Source organism: Azorhizobium caulinodans ORS 571 (genome assembly GCF_000010525.1).
Classification (GTDB): domain Bacteria; phylum Pseudomonadota; class Alphaproteobacteria; order Rhizobiales; family Xanthobacteraceae; genus Azorhizobium; species Azorhizobium caulinodans.
Genome location: NC_009937.1, coordinates 3,393,136 through 3,415,187 on the forward strand (window position 1 = coordinate 3,393,136; position 22,052 = coordinate 3,415,187).

Genomic DNA, 22,052 nt, shown 5'->3' on the forward strand with positions numbered 1-22,052 from the left:
ACGGTTCGCGCCGCCGGGGCGCCGCATGACGCGGCTTGTTCTTCGAGCTTCCGCAGCGCCTCACGGCGGATGCGGAAGCGTCAGCTCATCACGCAATTATGGTGAAGTCCCGGCGGCAGGACCACCGGGACCTGCCGTCACTTGGTGATCAGCGCCACGGCGGTCGGCTGGGGGGCGTCGAACTTGTAGCGCAGGGCGACGGAGACGATGTCCACATAGGCATCGCTCACCTGGGCCGAGAGCGAGCCGCGCAGCGCATTGGCCGGATCGGCCGGGCTCAGGTTGATGCTGCCGCTCTGGCCGAAGATGTGGGTATAGGCGAGATCCATGCTGAGCTGATTGGTCCAGGCATAGGTGGCGCCGACCGACAGCCAGATGCGGTTGGAGTCCGGCAGGCGCGGATTGCGCACATCGTCGGTGACCGGCGAGATCTCATAGGCGAGACCGGTGCGCAGCGCGAGGCGCGGATCCCACTGATACTCGACGCCGCCGGAGAAGAACCAGCCGTCCCGCCAGCCGAGGTCAAGCACGGAGATGCTGGCGCCCTGCGGCACCACCACCAGCTTCTGGAGGCTGGACCAGTTCGTCCACTCCACCGTGCCGCTCACGGTCCACTGCGGATTGAGCTGCGACCGGAAGCTGGCCGTGACCTGATCGGGCAGCGTCAGGCCGGCATTGGCCGGGAACATCGCCAGATTCTGGCCGGTCGGGGCGTAGACCGAGACCTGCCCCGTGAGATTGAGGTCGATGGAGGAGCGATAGCCGATGCCGAGCGTGGTGCCGGGCGCAAGGGTGAACAGGGCGCCGAGGCTGAAGCCGAGCCCGACGTCGTCGCCATCCACTTGGCCGGTGCCGAGCACGGGCCCGGCGGTGGAGACGCCGTTGATCTGCGCCTGATTGAGGCGGGCATCCATGTAGTTCACGGAGACGCCGCCGCCGATGACCAGCCAGTCGTTGACCTTGTAGGCCACGTTGCCCTGGACGTTCACGTCATAGATGCGGCTGTAGCAGCCGTAGAAGCGGCCGGACCAGTTGCACGGCGCATCGGTCACGAGGCCGAAGGGCGCATTCACCGAGACGCCCACTGCCCAGCGCTCCCAGGCGTAGGAGGCATACATGGCCGGGATGGCGGCATTGTCCACGATGTCCGAGACGCCGAAGGTGCCGAGATTGGTGCCGGTGATGGGCGCGGTGGCGCGGTTCACGTCGATGGAGGCATGGGGCGCCACATAGCTGACGTTGCCTTCCACCTGCAGTCCCGGCACGAAGCTGATGGCCGCCGGGTTCCAGTACATGGAGGCAAGGCCCCATCCGCCGGCCGCAACACCGGCGAAGCTCGTGCCCTGATAATAGGAACTCTGCTCACGCAGGCCGAACCCGCCGGCAGAGGCTTCTCCAGCCCCGGCGAGGGCCAGGACGGGGATGACGACGCCCGGCGCGAAACGCCGCAGATTCCTGATGTGCCTCATGAAACAAGCCCCTCCACTGCAGCATTTCCACCCGGCATCACTGTTCTTGTGCGGTGCGCCTATGAGTGCGCTGGATGCCCTATACGTCATCAGAATGCCGATCCGCGTGCCGCCGTCAACGCGCGCTCTCGATTCCGCCGCCATTATGACACACGTTTTTCCAAGTGTTACATGCTTACAACACCGCCTTCAGGCTTTTCCGCAGCGCGCCACGGCGTTTCAGCGCCATGCGTGCCTAAAAACACAGTGTTCGGCATTCCGGATTCCAGATCGGTTTCTTGAACGCGCCGCTCACCCAGCGATTATTGCATTGCAATAACGTTTGTGCGCTCGCAAAAACAAAGCCTGCTATCCAATTTTGTTTGGACACGCGCCTGCCGCCACCCTTGCAGGGCGATGCGAAGCATGTATCCTAGGGTCCGTTAGATGACGTATAGGTCAACCTATGGCACTCGATGGATCGCACGGTTCCGACACGCCCGGCGCGTCCGCGCATGGGGCCCTGACGGACACCTTCTTCTCCGTCACCGAACTCGCCCGTGACCTCGCCATCACGCCGCGCACGGTCCGCTTCTATGAGGACAAGGGCCTCATCTCGCCGCGCCGGGCCGGCAACATCCGGGTCTATACCAAGCGCGACCGCGCCCGCATGGTGCTGATCCTGCGCGGCAAGCGGCTCGGCTTCTCGCTGCGCGAGATCAAGGAATATCTCGACCTCTATGATGTCGACCCGACGCAGGTGGAGCAGATCCGCCTGCTGCTGAAGAAGGTGCGCACGCGCCTCGAAATGCTCGAGGATCAGCGCGTGGCGCTGGAGGAGAGCATCGCCGAACTCAAGGACATCGAGGATCAGACCCTGTCCGCCTTGGCGATCGCCGATGCGGCGGAAGCTTCGCCGCGCAAGGCGGCGGGCAAGCGGCGGGGATGAGTCCCGCGGGGCGCCGTCGGGCGCCGGAATAAACAAGAAGACCGAAAGCCGAACGGCATTTTGAAAGCTTGCAGGAGCGCCCATGTCGAACGTCGTCATCGCGGGATATGCCCGCTCGCCCTTCGCCCCCGCCAAGAAGGGCGATCTTGCCCGCGTGCGGCCGGACGATCTCGCCGCCCAGGTGGTGCGCGAGCTGATCGCCCGGACGAAGGTCAATCCCGAGGACATCGAGGACCTGATCGTCGGCTGCGCCTTTCCCGAGGCTGAGCAGGGCTTCAACATCGCCCGCCTCATCGGCATGATCGCGGAGCTGCCCCAGTCGGTGGCGGGCGTCACCGTCAACCGCTTCTGCGGTTCCTCCATGCAGTCCGTGCATATGGCCGCCGGCCAGATCCTGCTGGGTGCCGGCGAGGCCTTCATCTGCGCGGGCGTGGAGAGCATGAGCCGCGTGCCCATGACCGGCTTCAACCCCATGCCGAACCCGGCGCTCTACGCCAAGAATGCCGCCGCCTACATGGGCATGGGCGACACGGCGGAGAATGTCGCGCGCAAGTGGCAGATCACCCGCGCCGATCAGGAGGCCTTCGCGGTGGAGAGCCAGCGCAAGGCGGCGAAAGCCCAGGCCGAAGGCAAGCTGAAGGACGAGATCGTCCCCATCCGCATCAACGGCAAGAGCGTGGACGCCGACAGCTGCATCCGGCCCGAGACCACGGCGGACGACCTCGCCGGCCTCAAGCCCGCGTTCGACCAGAACGGCACGGTCACCGCCGGCACCTCCTCCCCGCTCACCGATGGTGCCTCCGCCGTTCTCGTCTGCTCGGAAGCCTATGCGGAAAAGCACGGCCTTGAGGTCCTTGCCCGCCTGCGCTCGGTGGCGGTCGCCGGCTGCGCACCGGAAATCATGGGCATCGGCCCCGTGGATGCGACGCGCAAGGCGCTCGCCCGCGCCAACATCAAGATCGAGGACGTGGACGTGGTGGAACTGAACGAGGCTTTCGCCTCGCAGGCCATCGCCTGCGCCCGCGACCTCAATGTGAAGCCCGAGACGCTGAACATCGACGGCGGCGCGATCGCGCTCGGACATCCGCTGGGCGCCACCGGGGCGCGGATCGTCGGCAAGGCGGCGTCCCTGCTGAAGCGCGAGGGCGGTCGCTATGCGGTCGCCACCCAGTGCATTGGCGGCGGCCAGGGCATCGCCACCGTTCTCGAGCGCGTGTGAGCGGAGGCGCCACCATGAGCGAGATCCGCAAGGCCGCCGTCATCGGCGCCGGCGTCATGGGCGCCGGCATTGCCGCCCACATCGCCAATGCCGGGGTGGAGGTGCTCCTCCTCGACATCGTGCCCGAGGGCGCAACCAACCGCAGCGCCATCGCCGAAAAGGCGGTGGAGCGGCTCCTGAAGGCGGAGCCCGCCGCCTTCATGTCCAAGCGCAGCGCCAAGCTGGTGAAGGCCGGCAATATCGAGGACGACCTCCCCGCCCTCGCCGAGTGCGACTGGATCGTGGAAGCGGTGGTGGAGCGGCTCGATGTGAAGCAGGCGCTCTACAGGAAGATCGACGCCGTGCGGAAGCCGGGCACGGCGGTCTCCTCCAACACCTCCACCATTCCGCTCGCGGCGCTGACGGAAGGGCTGTCGGACGGCTTCCGCCGTGACTTCCTCATCACCCATTTCTTCAATCCGCCGCGCTACATGCGCCTGCTGGAGATCGTCTCGGGACCGGAGACGGATCCCGCGACCGTCGCCCGCGTCAGCGCCTTCGCCGACGTGAAGCTCGGCAAGACGGTGGTGACCTGCAAGGATACGCCCGGCTTCATCGCCAACCGCCTCGGCACCTACTGGATGCAGCTTGCGGTGGGCGAGGCCTTCGCCCTCGGCCTCACGGTCGAGGAAGCCGACAGCGTCATGGGCCGGCCCTTCGGCATTCCCAAGACCGGCGTATTCGGCCTGCTCGACCTCGTCGGCCTCGACCTCATGCCGCACGTGCAGGGCAGCCTTGAGCGCGCGCTGCCGAAGGACGATCCGTTCCAGAAGACGGTGCGTGACATCCCCCTCATCCGCACCATGATCGAGACCGGCCTCATCGGCCGGAAGGGCAAGGGCGGCTTCTACCGGCTGAACCGCGAGGGCGGCGGCAAGGTGAAGGAAGCCATTGATCTTGCGAGCGGCAGCTACCGCCGAGAGGAGAAGGCCCGCCTGCCGGAAGTGGAAGCGGCCGCCAAGAATGTCGGCGCCCTGCTCGGCGCCACGACGCCCGCCGGCCGCTATGCGGTCTCCGTCATGGCCCGCACCCTCGCCTATGCCGCCTGGCTTGTGCCGGCGGCGGCGGACGACGTGGTGGCCATCGATGACGCCATGCGCCTCGGCTACAACTGGAAATGGGGGCCGTTCGAGCTGATCGACCGCATCGGCGCGCCCGCGCTCATCGCCGCGCTGGACGGCATGGGAGAGCCGGTGCCGGAATTCCTGACGCTCGCCCGCGACAAGACCTTCTACCGGGTCGAGAACGGCAAGCGGCAGTATCTCGGCCGCGACGGCATCTATCGCGACATCGTGCGTCCCGAAGGCGTGCTGCTGCTCTCCGACATCAAGCTCACCGCCCAGCCGGTACTTAAGAACAGTTCGGCGGCCGTGTGGGATCTCGGCGACGGCGTGCTGTGCTTCGAGTTCACCTCCAAGTCCAATTCACTGGACGAGGGCATCATCACGCTCCTGGGCAAGGCGTCCAAGCTCGTGAAGGACAAGCACAAGGCGCTCGTCATCTATAACGAGGGCTCCAACTTCTCCGTGGGCGCCAATCTCGGCCTCGCGCTGTTCGCCTGCAACATCGCCGCCTTCGGCGAGGTGGAGAAGCTGGTGGCGGCAGGCCAGCAGGCCTATCAGGCGCTGAAATACGCCACCTTCCCCGTGGTGTCGGCCCCCGCCGGCATGGCGCTCGGCGGCGGATGCGAGATCCTCTTGCATTCGGATGCCGTGCAGGCCCATGCGGAGAGCTATATCGGCCTCGTGGAATGCGGCGTCGGCGTGCTGCCCGGCTGGGGCGGCTGCAAGGAGATGCTGACCCGCTGGCAGACCGACCCGGCCCTGCCCAAGGGCCCCATGCCCGCGCCCTCCAAGGTGTTCGAGATGGTGAGCACCGCCACCGTGTCGAAATCCGCCGCCGAGGCCAAGGAATACAAATTCCTGCGCGAGAGCGACGGCATCACCATGAACCGCGACCGCCTGCTGGCGGACGCCAAGGCCAAGGCGCTTGCGCTGGCGGAAAACTATGTGCCGCCGAAGCCCGTGGACCTGACGCTGCCAGGCCCTTCCGGCCGCGTGGCGCTGGAGATGGCGGCTGAGAGCTTCCACAAGCGCGGCATCGCCACCAAGCACGATCTGGTGGTGGCCTCCGCGCTCGCGGAAGTGCTCACCGGCGGCCCGGCGGATCACATCCAGCCGGTCACCGAGGCGCAGGTTCTGGAACTGGAGCGGGCCGGCTTCATGAAGCTGATCCGCACCAATGCGACGCTGGCGCGGATCGAGTCCGTGCTGGAAACGGGACGCCCGCTGCGCAACTGACCGCAGGGCGCGGAAACGGCCGCTGCGACCGGGGGCGGACAGCAGCGGCCAGGGGCATGGCCGGCGCGGCATGCTGCGGCCGGCCATGCCCTATCCGCCGGAGAGATGCGGGCGCCTTCAGCCGAACCCGCCCCTCCCCATCGGCGGGCGGCAGGCGTAGAAGGCGGAAAACGCAACGAACAGGTTCAGGGAGTTGACACCATGCAGACCTATCAGCCGCCGCTGCGCGACATGCGCTTCGTGCTCCATGAGCTGCACGGAAGCGACGCGCTCAAGGATCTCAAGGGGTGCGAGGACATCTCCACCGACCTCATCGATGCCGTGCTGGAGGAAGCCGGCAAGCTCGTCACTGAGGTGCTCGCGCCGCTGAACGTCGTGGGCGACGCCGAAGGCTGTCGGTATGAGAACGGCGTCGTGCGCACGCCCACCGGCTTCACGGACGCCTACAAGACCTATGTGGAGGGCGGCTGGAACGGCATCGCCTGTGATCCCGAATGGGGCGGCCAAGGCCTGCCGGCGAGCGTCACCAAGTTCGTCGAAGAGATGATGTGCTCGGCCAATCTCTCTTTCGGCCTCTATCCAGGCCTCACCCATGGCGCCTATCAGGCCCTGAACAGCCATGCCTCGCAGGAACTGAAGGAACGCTTCCTGCCGAAGATGGTGGAGGGCGTGTGGTCCGGCACCATGTGCCTCACCGAACCCCATTGCGGCACCGACCTCGGCCTCTTGCGCACCAAGGCCGAGCCGCAGGCGGACGGCTCCTACAAGATCACCGGCTCGAAGATCTTCATCTCCGCCGGCGAGCACGACCTGACCGAGAACATCATCCATCTGGTGCTCGCCCGCCTGCCGGATGCGCCCAAGGGCATCAAGGGCATCAGCCTCTTCCTCGTGCCGAAGTTCCTGCCGACCGAGGATGGACGCCCCGGCCCGCGCAACGGCGTCACCTGCACCGGCATCGAGCACAAGATGGGCCTGAACGGCTCGGCCACCTGCCAGATGTCCTTCGATGAGGCCACGGGCTGGCTGGTGGGCACGCCCCACAAGGGCATGGCCGCCATGTTCACCATGATGAATTCCGAGCGCCTGTCGGTCGGCACGCAGGGCCTCGGCATCGGCGAGGCGTCCTATCAGAGCGCCGTCGCCTATGCCCGCGACCGCGTGCAGGGCCGTGCCCTCTCGGGGGCCAAATATCCCGAGAAGGCGGCTGACCCCATCATCGTGCACCCGGACGTGCGGCGCTCGCTGATGACCATGCGCGCCTATAACGAAGGCTGCCGGGCCCTCTCGGGCTGGGTGGCACGCAATCTCGACCTGATGGAGCGTTCCAACGATCCGGAAGAGCGCCAGCAGGCGGAGGACTTCACCGCCCTCATGACCCCCATCGTGAAGGCGCTGTTCACGGATCTGGGCTTCACCAATGCCTCGCTGGGCGTGCAGGTCTATGGTGGCCACGGCTACATCCGCGACCACGGCATGGAGCAGTATGTGCGCGATGCGCGCATCGCCATGATCTATGAGGGTACCAACGGCATCCAGGCCCTCGATCTCGTGGGCCGCAAGCTGCCCGCCCACACCGGGCGCTACCTGCGCAGCTTCTTCCATCCGGTGCTCGCTTATATCGACGCCAAGATGGACGACGAGAATCTCGGGCCGCTGGTAGGCCCGCTCGGCAAGGCCTTCGGCGCGCTCCAGCTCGCCACGGGCCATATCGCCGAGAAGGGCCTCAAGGACGCGGAAGAGGCCGGCGCGGCGGCGACCGACTATCTGCGCCTCTTCGGCCTCGTGGCGCTGGGCTACATGTGGGTGCGCATGGCGGAAGTGGCGTTCGAGAAGCGGGCCACCGCCAATGGCGAAGCCGCCTTCTATGACGCCAAGATCACCACCGCCCGCTTCTTCATCGATCGCCTGCTGCCCGAAGTGGCCGGCCTCTGGGGCGCCATCAAATCCGGCAAGTCGTCCATGATGGCCCTTCCGGACGACGCCTTCTGATCCCTTCCCCCGCCGCGCCCGCTTGCCCGGGCGCGGCCCTCGTCCCTGCCGGAGCAGTCATGGCCGAAATCGCCACCCTCATCGACGCCCTTGAAGAGCGCGCCAGCGCCCTGTCCGCGCTCAACCACACCGTTCGCTTCGATCTCACAGACAGCGGCCAGTCCATCCATCTCGACGCCACCGGCGGCGGCGTGTCCGTGACTGAGAGCGATGCCGAGGCCGAAGCTGTCCTGAAGCTGTCTTCGGACACGCTGGACAAGTTGATTACCGGGCGGATCGGCCCGATGCTCGCCTTCTCCACCGGCCGTCTGCGGCTGGAGGGATCACAGGGCGTGGCGCTCAAGCTTGCCGGCCTTCTGGATTCTTGAGCTCGGCTGAACTGAACAGCCGGGGCCCCGATCGCCGTTTCTAGCCTCATGCCAAGGTGGCGGCGCAACAGCCGATCATACGCGAAATATTTGTGACGGCCTCTGCAATCCTGAGCTGCCGAGGTCGCCAAAAAATCTCCAGCCTCAACTTGGCCGCGAGAACAGCTACGCCTGCGATTACATGAAACAGGGTTAATCGTCTGTGAAGGCTCTGGCGGTCTGGCGGCAAAATGGTAGAGTGCGCGCCGTGGTGACGGACCCCAGCTTTGGGAGATTTCTATGAAGTCCGCTTTCTATGGTGCGCTGCTGGCGGTGGCGTGCGCCATCACCGGCGCACAGGCCCAGACGGCGCCTGCCAAGCCCGCCAATGTTGAAGAGATGAAGCCCGCGAACTGGCTGTTCGTGCAGGTGGCCGATTCCGTGACGGTCGATGCGACCACCATCACCCTCAAGGGTGTGGCTCCGCAGACCCTCATGTTCTCGGATCGCCCCGAGCGCATGACGGGCGATGCGCCCACGGCGAATTTCGTGAAGTTCTGGAACACCGGCAAGGACAGCTTCCAGAAGGATCCGCCGAACGCCACCCTCGCGGTGACCGTGGACGGCAAGCCCCAGACCGCCGTGGTCGAGCTGACCGATCCGGTGATCAACGGCGACACCCTCGTCTACAAGTACAAGGTGCTGAGCGACGACAAGCCGGTTTCCGGCACCAACGCCAGCCTGTTCATCGACTGGTGGTACGGCTACGGCCCCTACTGGCACCCCGGCTACTGCTGGCGTGGCCCCTACGGCGGCCTGCACTGCCGTCCGGGCTGGTGATCTGACGATCGCCGTCGAGGCCTGAAACGAAACCCCGCCCGGCGGCGCCGCGGCGGGGTTTTGTTTGTCCGGAGGGACGGGAAGACGCGCGCCGGATGCGGGCGTGGGGGGAGAGCGCCCCACATCCGGCGCGCACACCGATCCGCCGGTCAGGCGGGCCGGGAACGCTTCAGGCGGCGGCGCGGGACAATGGCCGGCCGGGTTCTTACGTCCGGCCGATGCGGTTCCCCGCTGACGCCACCTCGCAGCCTCGCCGTCAGACGACCGTCAGGCCGACATCCACATTGCCGCGGGTGGCGTTGGAATAGGGGCAGACCTGATGGGCCTTGGCGACCAGATCCTCGGCCTGAGCCCGCTCGATGCCCGGCAGCGAGACGGCGAGCGCGGCGGTGATGCCGAAGCCGCCTTCCGAGCGCGGACCGATGCCGATGGTGGCGGTCACCGTCGCCTCTGCCGGAATGCGCACCTTCTCCAGACCGGCGACGAACTTCAGCGCGCCGAGGAAGCAGGCCGAATAGCCGGCCGCGAACAGTTGCTCGGGATTGGTGCCCTCGCCGCCGGCGCCGCCCAGTTCCTTCGGCGTGTCGAGCTTCACGGAGAGCTTGCCGTCCTCGGTGACCGAGCGGCCGTCACGGCCCCCGTTGGCAGTGGCCTTGGTGGTGTACTTCACATCGACGGACATCGCTTGATCCTCGTGCCTTGAGAAATCGATGAGAAACGGCCAAGCCGCTTCCATGGCCATTTAAGTAGCACACAATTTGATTGTGTCAAACTTATTTTGCAGACCACCGTCAACATCACCCAACCTTCCGCAACGGAAAACTAACCCTTTGATATGAATTGCTAATTCCCTAGCGGCATGTAGGCATCTGACGCTTTGTGCGCCATAGTGCCGCCCATTTTTCGACCCGAGAGGCCCCCAATGCCCGCCCCGCAGCCTCAGGCAGCGCCCTCCTCCAAGGCCATGACAGTGCTCCGCGTCACCAGCGGCAACTTCCTGGAGATGTTCGATTTCTTCCTGTTCGGATTCTATGCGACGCACATCGCGCACGCCTTCTTTCCGGTCAGTGATGCCTATGCCTCGCTCATGCTGACCTTCGGCACCTTCGGCGCCGGCTTTCTCATGCGGCCCTTAGGGGCGATCATTCTCGGCGCTTATGTGGACCGCCTCGGCCGCCGGCAGGGTCTGATCCTCACGCTCGGCATCATGTCGCTGGGCACCGTCCTCATCGCCTTCGTGCCCGGCTATGCCACCATCGGCATGGCCGCGCCGCTTCTGGTGCTGCTCGGCCGGCTGCTTCAGGGCTTTTCCGCGGGCGTGGAACTGGGCGGCGTCTCCGTCTATCTCGCGGAGATCGCGACGCCCGGGAACAAGGGCTTCTATGTCAGCTGGCAGTCGGGCAGCCAGCAGGTGGCGATCATCGTGGCTGCCCTCCTCGGCTATGCCCTCAATGCCTGGATGGCGCCGCAGGCCGTCTCCGACTGGGCGTGGCGCATTCCCTTCTTCATCGGCTGTCTCATCGTGCCCCTGCTGTTCCTCCTGCGTCGCTCGCTCGAGGAGACGGAGGAGTTCCTCGCCCGCAAGCATCGCCCCGAGCTTGGGGAGATGTTCCGCACCATCGCCGGCAACTGGAAGATCGTTCTGGCGGGCATGATGCTGGTGGTGATGACCACCGTGTCCTTCTACATGATCACCGTCTACACTCCGACCTTCGGGCGGGCAGTGCTCAAGCTCTCCCAGACAGACGCGCTGCTGGTGACGCTGTGCGTCGGCATTTCCAACTTCTTCTGGCTGCCCGTCATGGGTGCTCTGTCGGATCGCATCGGCCGCAAGCCGATCCTCATCATCTTCACCGCCCTGACGCTGCTCACCGCCTATCCCGCGCTCGCGTGGCTGGTGGCCAACGTCACCTTCGGCAAGATGCTGGCGGTCGAACTCTGGCTGTCCTTCCTCTACGCCAGCTACAACGGCGCGATGGTGGTGGCGCTCACCGAGGTGATGCCGGCGCATGTGCGCACCACAGGCTTCTCGCTCGCCTACAGCCTCGCCACGGCGCTGTTCGGCGGCTTCACGCCGGCGGTGTCCACCTGGCTTATCGAGCAGACGGGCGACAAGGCCGCGCCGGGCTACTGGCTGATCTTCGCCGGCGCCTGCGGCCTCATCGCCACCTTCATCCTCTACGGGCGCCAGGGCGCCATGGTGGCAAAGCCCGCCGTGCGGACGAACTGATCCATCACCGGATCTCTCTTGCGATGCCTCCGGCCTCCCATGGCCGGAGGCATTTTTCTTGGAATCGAGCCCGCGCCCTGCCCCGGCCCAGCGCCCTTCCGGCAGGATGACGTGCGTCCTCCCTCCCGCATCCACGGCCGTTCCCGCAGCACGCTCATGCTGCGCCGGGCACACACGCCATACGTGCAGCATTGCCGACAGCGCGTGAAAGTCGGGACAGGAATCGACAGGGTTAATTCCCGTTCATGTTCGGCAAGCTTGAAGCAAGATTAACCCTACACTCTGCTAGCAATGGAAACGGGGGACGAGAAATAGGTTCGGAGGTCAAGATTATCCGAACCAGGCTTGATTTATCCCATTCATGAAACTCAGCCTTGGCCAGCGGTCATCCAGCCGTGAGCCAGAAAACACTCCTTTATCCTTTTCTTCTCATTTTCGTCCTCATGCCGATTTCGCCAACGCGACCTCCGTGGGCCGCGTCGCCGGGTAGGTTCTCGAAGAAAAGGCTTGCTCATGACCAACCGTCTCCCCGCCCCCTGGCTTGCAGTCGCCCTTGCGCTGGGCCTCGGCGCGGCCAGCATTGGCGGGGGGATCTACAGCTCGGTGCAGGCTCTTGCCATCGCACGCGGGGCTCAGGCCGTCTCGGAAGGGCCGGCACATGCCATGCGCCTGCTGACGGATGCCGACCGCCTGCTCATGGACGGTCTCAGCGAACTCTATCGGCAGGATCGCTTCCCCGCCCAGGCTGGTGCCCGGGGCGCGACAGTCCGGACAGCGGAAGCCGCACATCGCTTCTCGATGCAGCTTATCGCGACGGCGCGCCTGTCGCCCATTCTCGCCGACCGCCTCAAGGACATTGAAGACGACTTCAACCGTGCCGTCCGGCGCGCGTGCAGCCGGGGCGGCGCCGAGGAAGGACCTGACGCGGGGCTCTGCGCCCCCGCTCTCCGGCGCGTCCATGACGGCCTGTCTGTGCTGCGGAACGAACTTGCGGACATGACCCTCGCGCACCGCGAGGAACTGGAGCGGGATGCGGCCGCCAACACGCGCATCACCCTGATCGCCGCCTTGGCAGCGACCCTCTCGCTGGTGGTCATCGTTCTGATGCGCCTCTCCGCGGCGCGCGGGTCGGCCGGCCCTTCGCGGGCCACGCAGGCGGCCGATCTCGCGGCGGCGGTGGACCACAAGGTGCGTTCGGTTCAGGCGGAGACGATGCCGGTGCCTCCGGGCCTCCCCTCCGCCCGGATCTGCGCCGCGGACACCTCCAGACCATCAGCGGGGACGCCGCAGCGCGGCGAACCGCAGGGATTGCGCGCCGGCCCGCAACGGCGCGCATCGCAAGGGCACCCACACCTGGAACAGGCGTGGGTGCCCTCTCCGATGCCCTGAAAACCCGGGTTTTCGACGCCTGCTCAGAGGCCGGTGCCGCTCCGTCCGTAGAGCGGGATCAGGCGACGTTGCGCGTGCTTCCTTTGCCGGCCCGGCGGATCAGCAGGTCCTGAAAGGCCGTGAACAGGCGGCGGATCGGTTCCACCTTGTAGGGGAACATCTGCGGGTCATCCGCATCATGGATGACCATGGCGATGTCGGCCTCGAACAGCAGCAGGCGGCCGTCTGCAAGCTCTGCACAGTCGATGGCGAAATAATCGAGGCCGATGCGCTCGGTCAGAGCGCGGAAGGCGGCGGCATGGCGCACGGCATAATCTGCCTCAAAGCCTCCCATGAAGACGGCTTCCTCGGCCCGGCGTTCCGCATGCTGGCGCATGCCGGCATTCACGTAATGGATCATCCAGTCCTGGGACGTGGCGCCATGGACCGCATAAGCGGCGCCATCGATGAAGGCGATGCGCTGCTTGCGGAACAGCCCGTCTTCGCGGCTGTAATCGATGAAGGGGCTGATGAAGAACTCCGTCTCCTTCTGCAGAAGCAAATAGAGCGTGAGCTGATCGCGGCTGGTGATGCGCTCAAGGCCGTTGCCCGCGTGGCTGCCGATGGGGCGCACCACCATCGGATAGCTGAAGGGCAGTCTTGAGCCGATCTCGTTGCGCATGTGGTCTTCGAGATCCGCGCGCGGCACGCGCACGGCGGCCGGCGACAGCACGGTCGGCTCATCGGCGAACAGGGCGCACACGCCGTCGCGGGTCAGGGACGCGATGCGGCCCGCCGGAGCATTGAGCACCGGCACCGGCCAGTCGGCCAGCAGCGCATCGAGACGCAGCAGGATGGGATCATTCTCGGGCGATTCGGCGATGGCGACGATGGCGAGATCGTGGGCCGGCAGGCCGGAGAGGTCGCTCACATCCGGATCAAGATAGACGTAATCGAGCTCGAAATCGGAACCCGTGAGCAGGAAATCCAGCGGCGTATTGGCCATCAGATCTCCGGCGGTGACGAAAGCGAGAAGCCGCAGTCCGCCACCGCCGCCATACGTCCGATGGAACTGACGGCAGAGGGAGAGCGCAGCCGCCTGCGCCTGTTCGGCTTTCACGCTCGCCTTGCGGGCCATGAGCAGGGCCGACATGTCGAGAAGGGCGGCGGCGTCCTCGGGGTCGGCGTCGAGCCGGGCGACAAGCCCATCCCACACGGGCGCCATGTCCCGCCGGGCTTCCAGCCCCCGGACCATGGCAGCAACACCGATCAGCGGATGGCGGGCGGGAACAGAGAGAGCCGGTCGCACCGGAGAGGAAGCCGCGATTGTCATGAACGCCTGTGACAGCAAGGGATCGCCCGCGGGCGCATGGGGCACACTCGCGCCCCGACCTTGCCTTGGGCTTGCGCGGGAAGGCGGGCGCTGGAGCCAGCACCCGCCCCGTCGGCGCCTCAGGCGGCGTGGAGGTCCGACACGAACCGTTCCACCGTCCGCCGCAGGTCGACTGCTTGGGTAGACAGGCCCTGCGACAGGGTCAGCAACTGGCTGGAGGCCGAGCCGGTGAGTTCGGCCGCCTGCCCCACGCCGCCGATATTCTCCGTCACCTGCTGGGTGCCGGTGGCGGCCTGCTGGCAGTTCTGGGCGATTTCACCGGTGGCCGCGCCCTGCTGCTCCACCGCGCCGGCGATGGAGGAGGAGATCTGCTTGATGTTGCCCACCACGCGGATGATCTCGCCCATGGAGCTGACGGTGCCCTGCGTCGCCTGCTGGATTTCGGCGATCTTGCTGGCGATCTCGTCCGTCGCCTTGCCGGTCTGGGCCGCCAGTTCCTTCACCTCGGACGCCACCACGGCAAAGCCCTTGCCGGCCTCGCCGGCGCGGGCGGATTCGATGGTCGCGTTGAGCGCAAGGAGATTGGTCTGGTCCGCAATGCCCTTGATCAGGACGATCACGTCACCGATGGCCTGTGCCGAGCGGGCGAGTTCCACGATGCGCTCGTTGGAGGTTTCCGCCTCGCGGAAGGCTACTTCCGCGACCGAGGCCGAATGGCTCACCTGCCCGGTGATCTCGCGCACGGAGGCCGCCAGTTCCTCGGAAGAGGCCGCCACCGTCTGGACATTGGTCGCCGCCTCCTCGGCCGCGCTCGCGACAGCCTGGGCCTGCCGGGAGGTCTGCTCCGCCGTTGCCGACAGGTTGCGGGCGGAATCGGCCACCTGCGCCGACGAATCGGCAAAGGTCGCAGCGATCTGCTGGATCTCGGCGACGAATGCCTCGGCGAGCTTCTGCCGCTTCTGGATCTGAAGCCGCTCGGCGGCTTCCCGCTCCGCCTGCTGCTGACGGGCGGCTTCCGCAGCCTGCAACTGCTCGCCAAGGACGGTGAGCGTGCGGGACATGGCGCCGATCTCGTCCGCCCGTCCGGTCTCGTCCGGCTTGCGGCTGAGATCGCCGTGGCCCATGGCCTCCATCACGCCCATCATCGCCTCGAGCGGGCGCACGATGCTCCGGCGCACGAGGAAGAGCGCGAGGCCGATGACCAGCACGGTGGCGGCGACGATCACCGAGATGGAGGTCGCATTGGCGCTGGCCGTCACGTCATCGGCCCGCTTGTTTTCATCGGCCATGTAGGTCTGCATCTCGGCGGTGAGCGCGACGGAGTCCTGGCTGATCTTCTCGATCGCCGGCTCGCATTCGGACCGCATCAATGCCGCGGCACGTGCATTCTCCGCCGGCGTGCGGGCCACCAGCGACAGCTTGATCGTAGAGGCACAGGCCGTTTCCATGGTCCGCGAAAAACTGCTGCCGATGCTCTCGATGCGCGACGAGAAGGCCGGAGCGAGCTTGGCCGCATCGGAAAAGATGCCGCGGGCGGTCTCGACGACTTCGTTCATCGCCTTGTCGGCGGCGGCGACCGACGCATCGTCGGGCGCGTTGATCAACTGATAGATGGCAAGCTCCGTTCTCACCATGAATCGATTGGCGCGGGCCATCCGCGTCGCGGCAGCGGCCGGCCCTTCGATGATGCCGGACAACAAGTCGTTGATCGCCGTGGACTGGCTGGCGCCATAGAGGGCACCGCCGATGCTGACAGCGCCAAGCAGCACAAGAAGGGCGACGATCTTCCAGATCATCTTCAGATTATTGTAGAGCAAGAAAGCCTCCGGACTTCATACAACCTCAGAGAGACCTCCCTCCCCTATTACCCTCATCTTGCGCCAAACTTGCCGAAGCGGAACCCGTGTGTGGGCGGCGGTCGCCTTGGTATTTTTTGAATTTTTCCAGAATGTTGACTGCCTCACCGTCGTCTCAGGAGCAGCGCGAAGCCATATCGCGCACCATGGACGGGAGGCAGGCCCGGGGATGGCGTCGCCCGCGACCAACTGTCGTCCTCGAACCTTCAAGTAACCTGGTCTCGGCGAGGTAACCACCAAAAGACACTGCTCAACTGCTTATTGCGGCGCCGTTGACAGGCTGCAAGCAGAGGCCATGCAGACAGAGGCACCACATGCCGCAAGGGAAGACGTCGACTATGTCGACCATCCTTGCACGCGGGGCGCGAAGTCGTTGAACCGACACGCAGGACAAGAATTCGATCCGCGAAGGCCGTCGTCAGACCTTTATATTCCTATGACAGAAGGTCCCCGCCGACCACTGAAAGTGAGTCATCCTCATGACGAACACGGCTTTATTCGCGGCTCTGCTTCTGGCACTCGTGGTTGCCGTCACGCTCCTGATGCGTCGTCGCGCAGGCTTCGCGGCCGTGAGCGGGAATACGATCTATTACAACATCGCGATCATCGTTCTGGCCACCATGGCTTTCATCACGATGTTCGCCTTCCTCGCCTACATCATCATGTTCTACTATTGCTCCTATTTCACCCACTGCGCGGCCTTCGTCTATCAGTAGGTTGCTCACGTGACCCGGCGGCCTGCGGATCGCGGGCCTTGCGCAGAGGGCTTGATGGCGAACCGCTTCAGCCCCTCCGCGCACGCCAGATAAAGGGCGGTCAGCATCGCGATCGCCCCGAGCAGCGACGCCGGCAGCGGCACGAAGCCGACCACGGACCCGACCGGCGTCAAGGCGATCAGCAGCGCCACCGCGAGCGCCCCGAGGGATGTTGCGGCAAGAACCCGGTCGGGCCGGCTCGCCCAGGCGGGGCCGCGCGTGCGGATGAGGAAGATCACCAGAATCTGGGTGGCGATGGATTCCACGAACCATGCCGTCCGGAACTCATCCGGTGGGGCCGAGAAGCCCAGGCTCAGGACCGCGAAGGTCACCAGATCGAAGACGGATGAAAGCGGCCCCATGATGAGGGTGAAGCGCAGCACCGCGCCCATGTCCCACGCCTGCGGGCGCATCAGATCGGCCTCATCCGCCTGATCGAAGGGGATGCCGATCTCGGAGAGGTCGTAGAGCAGGTTGTTGAGCAGGATCTGCAAGGGGGCCAGCGGCAGGAAGGGCAGCACCAGCGAGGCAGCAGCCATGGAGAGCATGTTGCCGAAGTTGGAGCTCGTCCCCATGCGCACATATTTCATGATGTTCGCATAGGTGCGCCGCCCCTCGCGCACGCCGTCTGCCAGCACGCCGAGGTCCGGAGCGAGGAGGATGATGTCCGCCGCCTCGCGCGCCACATCCGTGCCGCCATCCACGGAGAGCCCCACATCCGCCGCATGGATCGCGGGGGCGTCATTGATCCCGTCGCCCATGAAGCCGACCGTATGCCCTCGCGCCCGAAGCGCGCGGACGATGCGGCTCTTCTGCTCGGGCGACACACGCACGAAGAGATCCGTCTTCTCCACCGCCGCCGCAAGCGCAAGGTCGCTCATGTCCTCCATCTCGGCGCCGGTGAGCAGGCCGGAGGCCGGCAGGTGCAGCGTCTCCACCAGATGCCGGACGACGGCCCCCGCGTCGCCGGAAACGATCTTCACCCGCACACCCGCCGCCGAGAGCCGAGCGATCGCCTCCGTCGCGCTGTCTTTCGGCGGATCGAGAAAGACGAGGCAGCCGAGGAAGACATAGGGCGCGCCCGCCTCCTCGACGTCCGCCAGCGCATCATCGGCAGGCGCCGAAGCCACGGCGAGGAGGCGGAAGCCCTCTCGCCCCTTGGCCTCCATCCTCTCCGAGAGGCGCGCGCGTGCGTCGGCGTCGAGTGGCGCCAGCGTGCCATCCTGCCGCGCATAGGCATGGCACAGCGGCAGCACCATCTCCGCCGCGCCCTTGGTGACGAGACGGCGGGAGAGGCCCTCTGACAGCAGGACGGTCGCCCGACGCGTATCGAAGTCGAAGGGACGGTCGGCAAGACAGCGCAGGGATCCGGCATCCGCGGGCGCGTCGGCGAGAAGAGCGTCGTCCAGATTGCTGTGCAGGCCGCTGACGAAGCGGCTGTTGAGCCGCCCCGCCTCGACCGCCCGCGGGCTCTCCAGCCCTTCCGCATCGAAGCTGCCCACCAGCGCGATACGCGCCTGCGTCAGCGTCCCCGTCTTGTCGGTGCAGAGCACATCCATGGCGCCGAGGTCATGGATGGCCGCCAGCCGCTTCACCACCACCTGCCGCGCCGCCATGCGCACCGCCCCCCGCGAGAGCGTGACGGTGGTCACCATGGGCAGCAGTTCCGGCGTCAGGCCGACCGCGAGCGCCACCGCGAACAGGAAGGCTTCCAGCGTGAGGCCCTGCTTGAGAAGTTGCGTCAGCAGAACAAACAGCACCAGAAAGCCGGTGAGCCGCAGGATGAGCATGCCGAGGCCATGGATGCCACGCTCGAAGGCGCCCGGTGCCACCTTGGCCTGCACAGAGGCCGCCACATGCCCAAAGCGGGTGTCGGCTCCCGTGGCGGTCACCAGCATCACCGCCACGCCGCCGACGATGCTGGTGCCGGCAAACAGCGCGTTCGTCGCCTCGGCGATGTCGAGGGCCGCGCAATCCCCCGCCGCCTTCTCCGCCCCATAGGCTTCGCCAGTCAGGGCCACCTCGTTGGCCAGCGCGCCGCGGCTGGAGAGCAGGATGCCGTCGGCGGGCACCAGATCACCGGCCGTCAGTTCCACCACGTCGCCCGGCACCACCTCCCGTACGGGGATGGCGATGGCCTGCCCACCCCGCCGCACACGGGCCGAGACGGCCACGGACCGCTTGAGCGCTTCAACGGCCGCTTCCGCCTTTTCCTCCTGGAACAGGTCGAGGCCGATGGAGAAGAGGACGATGAGCAGGATGATGACGAAGCTCTGCCAGTCCCCCGTCGCACCCGAGACGCCGGCGGCGATCAGCAGAATGGCGACCAGCGGCTCCGTCAGCCGCTTCAAGAGCTTGGCGAGGAGCGACTTGCGCCCGGCGGCAACCGCCACGTTGGGACCATGGCTGGCCAGCCGCTCCGCCGCCTCGGCGGCCGTCAGCCCCTCGGGCCGGGAGGCGAGCATCTCCAATTGGGCAGCCGCGCCCCGCACCCAGAAGGGCGCCTCGGAATGCGCACCCGTGGGAGCGGCGCCGGCACGCAGATGGGCGGTGGAAGGAAGCGCGGTCATGGGCGGCCGATCCGCAAATGGGAAGAGGCCCCTATTTGACGACTCCGGCTCTGCGCGTCCTTGCGCCCGCTCAACCTCCGTTGCTGCTTTTGCCCGTCGGAGCGGTCACCCGGCGGGAAACAAGCACCAACGGGCGCGGCACTGGTCTGCGCGCGTCGCTCGGCTCGGGGCTTTCCCCAGCGGTCAAGCTGGGCGATGGTCCGTCATCCTCATCCCTCTCTGCGGATCCGGCTCAGCCGGACCGGAGGCCCCATGACCGACGCCACGCACTTCTACGAGCCCACCAAGGGCCATGGCCTGCCCCACGATCCTCTCAACGCCATCATCGGCCCGCGCCCCATCGGCTGGGTTTCGACGCGCGGCAAGGACGGCAGCATCAATCTCGCGCCCTACAGCTTCTTCAATGCCTTCAACTACAAGCCGCCGATCATCGGCTTCTCCAGCACCAGCCCGAAGGACAGCCTGCGCAATGTGCAGGAGACGGGTGAATTCGTCTGGAACATCGTCACGCGCGACCTCGTCGGCCGTATGAACGACACCAGCGCACCGCTGCCCTATGGCCAGGACGAGTTCGAGCGCGCGGGGCTCACCAAGATCGAATCGCGCCTCGTCAATGTGCCGCGCGTCGCGGAAAGCCCGGTGCAGTTCGAGTGCAAGGTGGCCGACATCCACCAGTTGCGCAGCGCCTCCGGCGCCCCCATCCAGGCCTGGCTGGTTCTGGGTGAGGTGATCGGCGTGCACATTGCTCCGCATCTGCTGAAGGACGGCATCTTCGACACGTTCGGCGCCGGCATCGTGCTTCGCGCGGGCGGACCGACCGCCTATGCAGCCGTCACGCCCGAGACCCGCTTCGATCTGGAGCGCCCAAAGGCCTGACACGACGTAGCGGCAGGCGGTGCTTGCACGCCGCAATGTTCACGCAACTGTCATGCAACCGGCCTAGGGGATGCCGCAGCGCCATCCCCTAGGAGAACCCGTCGATGCGCCGGCTTCTTGCAGCTCTCGCCCTCAGCACCGCTCTCGCCGGCACCGCCGGCGCGACCGCCATCTATCCACTCGACCGCGCCACCATCCTTGCCGGCTCGCCCTTCGACCTGAAGGTGGAGTTCGACAAGGAAGTGCAGCCGCAGGACGTGAGCATCACCATCAACGGCCAGCCCGTTGAGCAGGTGCTGGGCAAGAAGCCCGACTTCATCGCCAAGGAAGAGGGCGTGAACGCCTCGGCCGTGCTCCTGCGCGCCGCAGCCTTCCCCAAGCCCGGCACCTACAAGGTGGAAGCGAAGGCTGGCGGCGAGACCAAGACAGTGACCTGGGACGTCTATGCCACGGCGGCGACCCCCAAGGCCAAGAACGTCATCTTCTTCCTCGGTGACGGCCTCTCGGTGGCGCACCGCACCGGCGCCCGCCTCATGTCCAAGGGCATGACCGAGGGCAAGGCGAATGGTCGCCTGAACATCGACGATTTCGAGCGGATGGCCTTCATCGGCACCTCGTCGACCAACGCCATCGCCACCGACAGTGCCAACACCATGTCGGCCTATATGACGGGCCACAAGACGGCGGTGAACGCGCTCGGCGTCTATGCGGACCGCACCAAGTCCACGCTGGATGATCCCAAGGTCGAGACCATCGCGGAAGCCATCCGCCGCACGTCCAAGAAGTCGGTGGGCATCGTCACCGGCGCCGAGGTGGAGGACGCCACCCCCGCCGCCGTGGTCGCCCACACCCGCGCCCGCGCCGACAAGGCCGACATCGTCGGCATGATGCTGGATGTGAAGCCGGACGTGGTGCTGGGCGGTGGTTCGGCCTACTTCCTGCCGAAGACGACCCCCGGCTCCAAGCGCAAGGACGACAAGGACTATATCCAGCTCTTCAAGGATGCGGGCTATACCCTCGCCACCGACAAGACGGAACTCGCGTCGGCCGCCGGCACCAACACCGGCAAGATCCTCGGCCTGTTCCACCCCGCCAACATGGACGTGACGCTCGACCGCGAGTTCCTGAAGAAAGGCACGGTGGAGAAGTTCCCGAACCAGCCCGGCCTCGTGGAAATGACCAAGGTGGCGCTGAACCAGCTCGCCAAGAATCCGGACGGCTTCTTCCTGATGGTGGAAGGCGCCTCCATCGACAAGATGTCCCATCCCATGGACTGGGAGCGGGCGCTGTTCGAGACCATCGAGTTCGATCAGGCGGTGGGCGTCGGCATCGAATTCCTGAAGACCCATCCGGACACGCTCATCGTCGTGACCGGCGACCACACCCACGGCATCTCCATCATCGGCACCATCGACGACAACAAGCCCGGCCCGGACATGCGGGACAAGGTGGGCGTCTATGCGGATGCCGGCTTCCCGAACTATGAGGACAAGAACGGCGACGGCTTCCCCGACAAGGTGGACGTCTCCCGCCGTCTCGCGGTCTTCGCGTCCAACTATCCGGACTATTACGAGACCTGGCGCCCGAAGATGGACGGCCCGTTCGATCCGGCGGTGCAGAACGAAAAGAAGCAGTACGTGGCCAATGAGGCCTATAAGAATGTGCCCGGCGCCACCTTCCGGGAAGGCAATCTGCCCCGCTCCGCGGACACCGCCGTCCATGCGGTGGACGACGTGGTGCTGCAGGCCACCGGCGCCGGCGCCGACGGCTTCAAGGGCTACATGGAAGAGAGCGACGTCTATCGCGTCCTGGTGGACGTGATGGCCCTCGCCCCGGCCAAGAACTGAGCCCATCCCCCTTAAAAGCCCTCCCCCCTCGTGGGGGAGGGTTGGGTGGGGGGTAGAACGCCCGGGGGCCGGCACCACTGCCG

The 22,052-nt window shown here is 66.2% G+C and carries 16 protein-coding genes; 11 read left to right on the plus strand and 5 right to left on the minus strand.

The features are described from left to right. Nucleotides 1-137: 137 nt before the first annotated feature. A complete protein-coding gene (locus AZC_RS15345) occupies nt 138-1,469 on the minus strand; it encodes an OmpP1/FadL family transporter (RefSeq protein WP_052285950.1) in 1,332 nt (443 codons plus the stop codon). A 445-nt stretch (nt 1,470-1,914) separates the two neighbouring features. Here AZC_RS15345 and AZC_RS15350 point away from each other — a divergent pair, with 445 nt between their 5' ends. The 6 genes from AZC_RS15350 to AZC_RS15375 all read left to right on the plus strand — a co-directional run bounded on the left by AZC_RS15350 (nt 1,915) and on the right by AZC_RS15375 (nt 9,134). Next, nucleotides 1,915-2,397, plus strand: a complete 483-nt coding sequence (locus AZC_RS15350) for a MerR family transcriptional regulator (RefSeq protein WP_012171495.1) — start codon at nt 1,915-1,917, stop codon at nt 2,395-2,397. A gap of 82 nt (nt 2,398-2,479) precedes the next feature. Continuing rightward, nucleotides 2,480-3,616 carry a thiolase family protein gene (locus AZC_RS15355; RefSeq protein WP_012171496.1) on the plus strand — a complete coding sequence of 379 codons (1,137 nt, stop codon included), beginning with the start codon at nt 2,480-2,482 and terminating at the stop codon, nt 3,614-3,616. 14 nt (nt 3,617-3,630) lie between these two features. Continuing rightward, nucleotides 3,631-5,955, plus strand: a complete 2,325-nt coding sequence (locus AZC_RS15360; protein ID WP_012171497.1) for a 3-hydroxyacyl-CoA dehydrogenase/enoyl-CoA hydratase family protein — start codon at nt 3,631-3,633, stop codon at nt 5,953-5,955. Between the two features lie 201 nt (nt 5,956-6,156). Beyond that, complete coding sequence (locus AZC_RS15365; RefSeq protein ID WP_012171498.1) at nt 6,157-7,947, plus strand: acyl-CoA dehydrogenase C-terminal domain-containing protein; 1,791 nt, start codon at nt 6,157-6,159, stop codon at nt 7,945-7,947. A gap of 59 nt (nt 7,948-8,006) precedes the next feature. Continuing rightward, entirely contained in the window at nt 8,007-8,315 is a 309-nt protein-coding gene (locus AZC_RS15370; protein ID WP_012171499.1) for an SCP2 sterol-binding domain-containing protein, read from the plus strand. A gap of 279 nt (nt 8,316-8,594) precedes the next feature. Beyond that, nucleotides 8,595-9,134: a hypothetical protein gene (locus AZC_RS15375; protein WP_012171500.1), complete on the plus strand. Its 540-nt coding sequence runs from the start codon at nt 8,595-8,597 to the stop codon at nt 9,132-9,134. Between the two features lie 256 nt (nt 9,135-9,390). On the opposite strand, the gene AZC_RS15380 is transcribed toward AZC_RS15375, so the two are convergent. Next, the gene (locus tag AZC_RS15380; protein WP_012171501.1) at nt 9,391-9,816 is read right to left on the minus strand and encodes an organic hydroperoxide resistance protein; all 426 of its coding nucleotides are present in this window, start codon (nt 9,814-9,816) and stop codon (nt 9,391-9,393) included. 240 nt (nt 9,817-10,056) lie between these two features. Here AZC_RS15380 and AZC_RS15385 point away from each other — a divergent pair, with 240 nt between their 5' ends. Next, entirely contained in the window at nt 10,057-11,364 is a 1,308-nt protein-coding gene (locus tag AZC_RS15385) for an MFS transporter (RefSeq protein ID WP_043879442.1), read from the plus strand. A gap of 663 nt (nt 11,365-12,027) precedes the next feature. After that, a complete protein-coding gene (locus AZC_RS15390; protein WP_148209857.1) occupies nt 12,028-12,753 on the plus strand; it encodes a hypothetical protein in 726 nt (241 codons plus the stop codon). A 58-nt stretch (nt 12,754-12,811) separates the two neighbouring features. On the opposite strand, the gene AZC_RS15395 is transcribed toward AZC_RS15390, so the two are convergent. Further along, on the minus strand, nt 12,812-14,065 hold the full coding sequence (locus AZC_RS15395; protein WP_043879444.1) for an ATP-grasp domain-containing protein: 1,254 nt from the start codon (nt 14,063-14,065) through the stop codon (nt 12,812-12,814). A gap of 119 nt (nt 14,066-14,184) precedes the next feature. Then, nucleotides 14,185-15,882, minus strand: a complete 1,698-nt coding sequence (locus tag AZC_RS15400) for a methyl-accepting chemotaxis protein (RefSeq protein WP_012171505.1) — start codon at nt 15,880-15,882, stop codon at nt 14,185-14,187. Between the two features lie 518 nt (nt 15,883-16,400). Between AZC_RS15400 and AZC_RS15405 the strand changes: the two genes are divergently transcribed. Next, nucleotides 16,401-16,637: a hypothetical protein gene (locus tag AZC_RS15405; RefSeq protein ID WP_012171506.1), complete on the plus strand. Its 237-nt coding sequence runs from the start codon at nt 16,401-16,403 to the stop codon at nt 16,635-16,637. A gap of 5 nt (nt 16,638-16,642) precedes the next feature. Here AZC_RS15405 and mgtA read toward each other — a convergent pair whose 3' ends face one another. Next, on the minus strand, nt 16,643-19,246 hold the full coding sequence (gene mgtA, locus AZC_RS15410) for a magnesium-translocating P-type ATPase (protein WP_012171507.1): 2,604 nt from the start codon (nt 19,244-19,246) through the stop codon (nt 16,643-16,645). Between the two features lie 252 nt (nt 19,247-19,498). Between mgtA and AZC_RS15415 the strand changes: the two genes are divergently transcribed. After that, complete coding sequence (locus AZC_RS15415) at nt 19,499-20,122, plus strand: flavin reductase family protein (RefSeq protein WP_012171508.1); 624 nt, start codon at nt 19,499-19,501, stop codon at nt 20,120-20,122. A gap of 104 nt (nt 20,123-20,226) precedes the next feature. Continuing rightward, on the plus strand, nt 20,227-21,969 hold the full coding sequence (locus AZC_RS15420; RefSeq protein WP_012171509.1) for an alkaline phosphatase: 1,743 nt from the start codon (nt 20,227-20,229) through the stop codon (nt 21,967-21,969). Nucleotides 21,970-22,052: the final 83 nt, after the last annotated feature.

Excerpts from the sequence above, each read along its gene's own strand:
- AZC_RS15345 (WP_052285950.1), bottom strand. The coding sequence starts at position 1,469 with ATGAGGCACATCAGGAATCTGCGGCGTTTCGCGCCGGGCGTCGTCATC.
- AZC_RS15350 (WP_012171495.1), top strand. The coding sequence starts at position 1,915 with ATGGCACTCGATGGATCGCACGGTTCCGACACGCCCGGCGCGTCCGCG.
- AZC_RS15355 (WP_012171496.1), top strand. The coding sequence starts at position 2,480 with ATGTCGAACGTCGTCATCGCGGGATATGCCCGCTCGCCCTTCGCCCCC.
- AZC_RS15360 (WP_012171497.1), top strand. The coding sequence starts at position 3,631 with ATGAGCGAGATCCGCAAGGCCGCCGTCATCGGCGCCGGCGTCATGGGC.
- AZC_RS15365 (WP_012171498.1), top strand. The coding sequence starts at position 6,157 with ATGCAGACCTATCAGCCGCCGCTGCGCGACATGCGCTTCGTGCTCCAT.
- AZC_RS15370 (WP_012171499.1), top strand. The coding sequence starts at position 8,007 with ATGGCCGAAATCGCCACCCTCATCGACGCCCTTGAAGAGCGCGCCAGC.
- AZC_RS15375 (WP_012171500.1), top strand. The coding sequence starts at position 8,595 with ATGAAGTCCGCTTTCTATGGTGCGCTGCTGGCGGTGGCGTGCGCCATC.
- AZC_RS15380 (WP_012171501.1), bottom strand. The coding sequence starts at position 9,816 with ATGTCCGTCGATGTGAAGTACACCACCAAGGCCACTGCCAACGGGGGC.
- AZC_RS15385 (WP_043879442.1), top strand. The coding sequence starts at position 10,057 with ATGCCCGCCCCGCAGCCTCAGGCAGCGCCCTCCTCCAAGGCCATGACA.
- AZC_RS15390 (WP_148209857.1), top strand. The coding sequence starts at position 12,028 with ATGCGCCTGCTGACGGATGCCGACCGCCTGCTCATGGACGGTCTCAGC.
- AZC_RS15395 (WP_043879444.1), bottom strand. The coding sequence starts at position 14,065 with ATGACAATCGCGGCTTCCTCTCCGGTGCGACCGGCTCTCTCTGTTCCC.
- AZC_RS15405 (WP_012171506.1), top strand. The coding sequence starts at position 16,401 with ATGACGAACACGGCTTTATTCGCGGCTCTGCTTCTGGCACTCGTGGTT.
- mgtA (WP_012171507.1), bottom strand. The coding sequence starts at position 19,246 with ATGACCGCGCTTCCTTCCACCGCCCATCTGCGTGCCGGCGCCGCTCCC.
- AZC_RS15415 (WP_012171508.1), top strand. The coding sequence starts at position 19,499 with ATGACCGACGCCACGCACTTCTACGAGCCCACCAAGGGCCATGGCCTG.
- AZC_RS15420 (WP_012171509.1), top strand. The coding sequence starts at position 20,227 with ATGCGCCGGCTTCTTGCAGCTCTCGCCCTCAGCACCGCTCTCGCCGGC.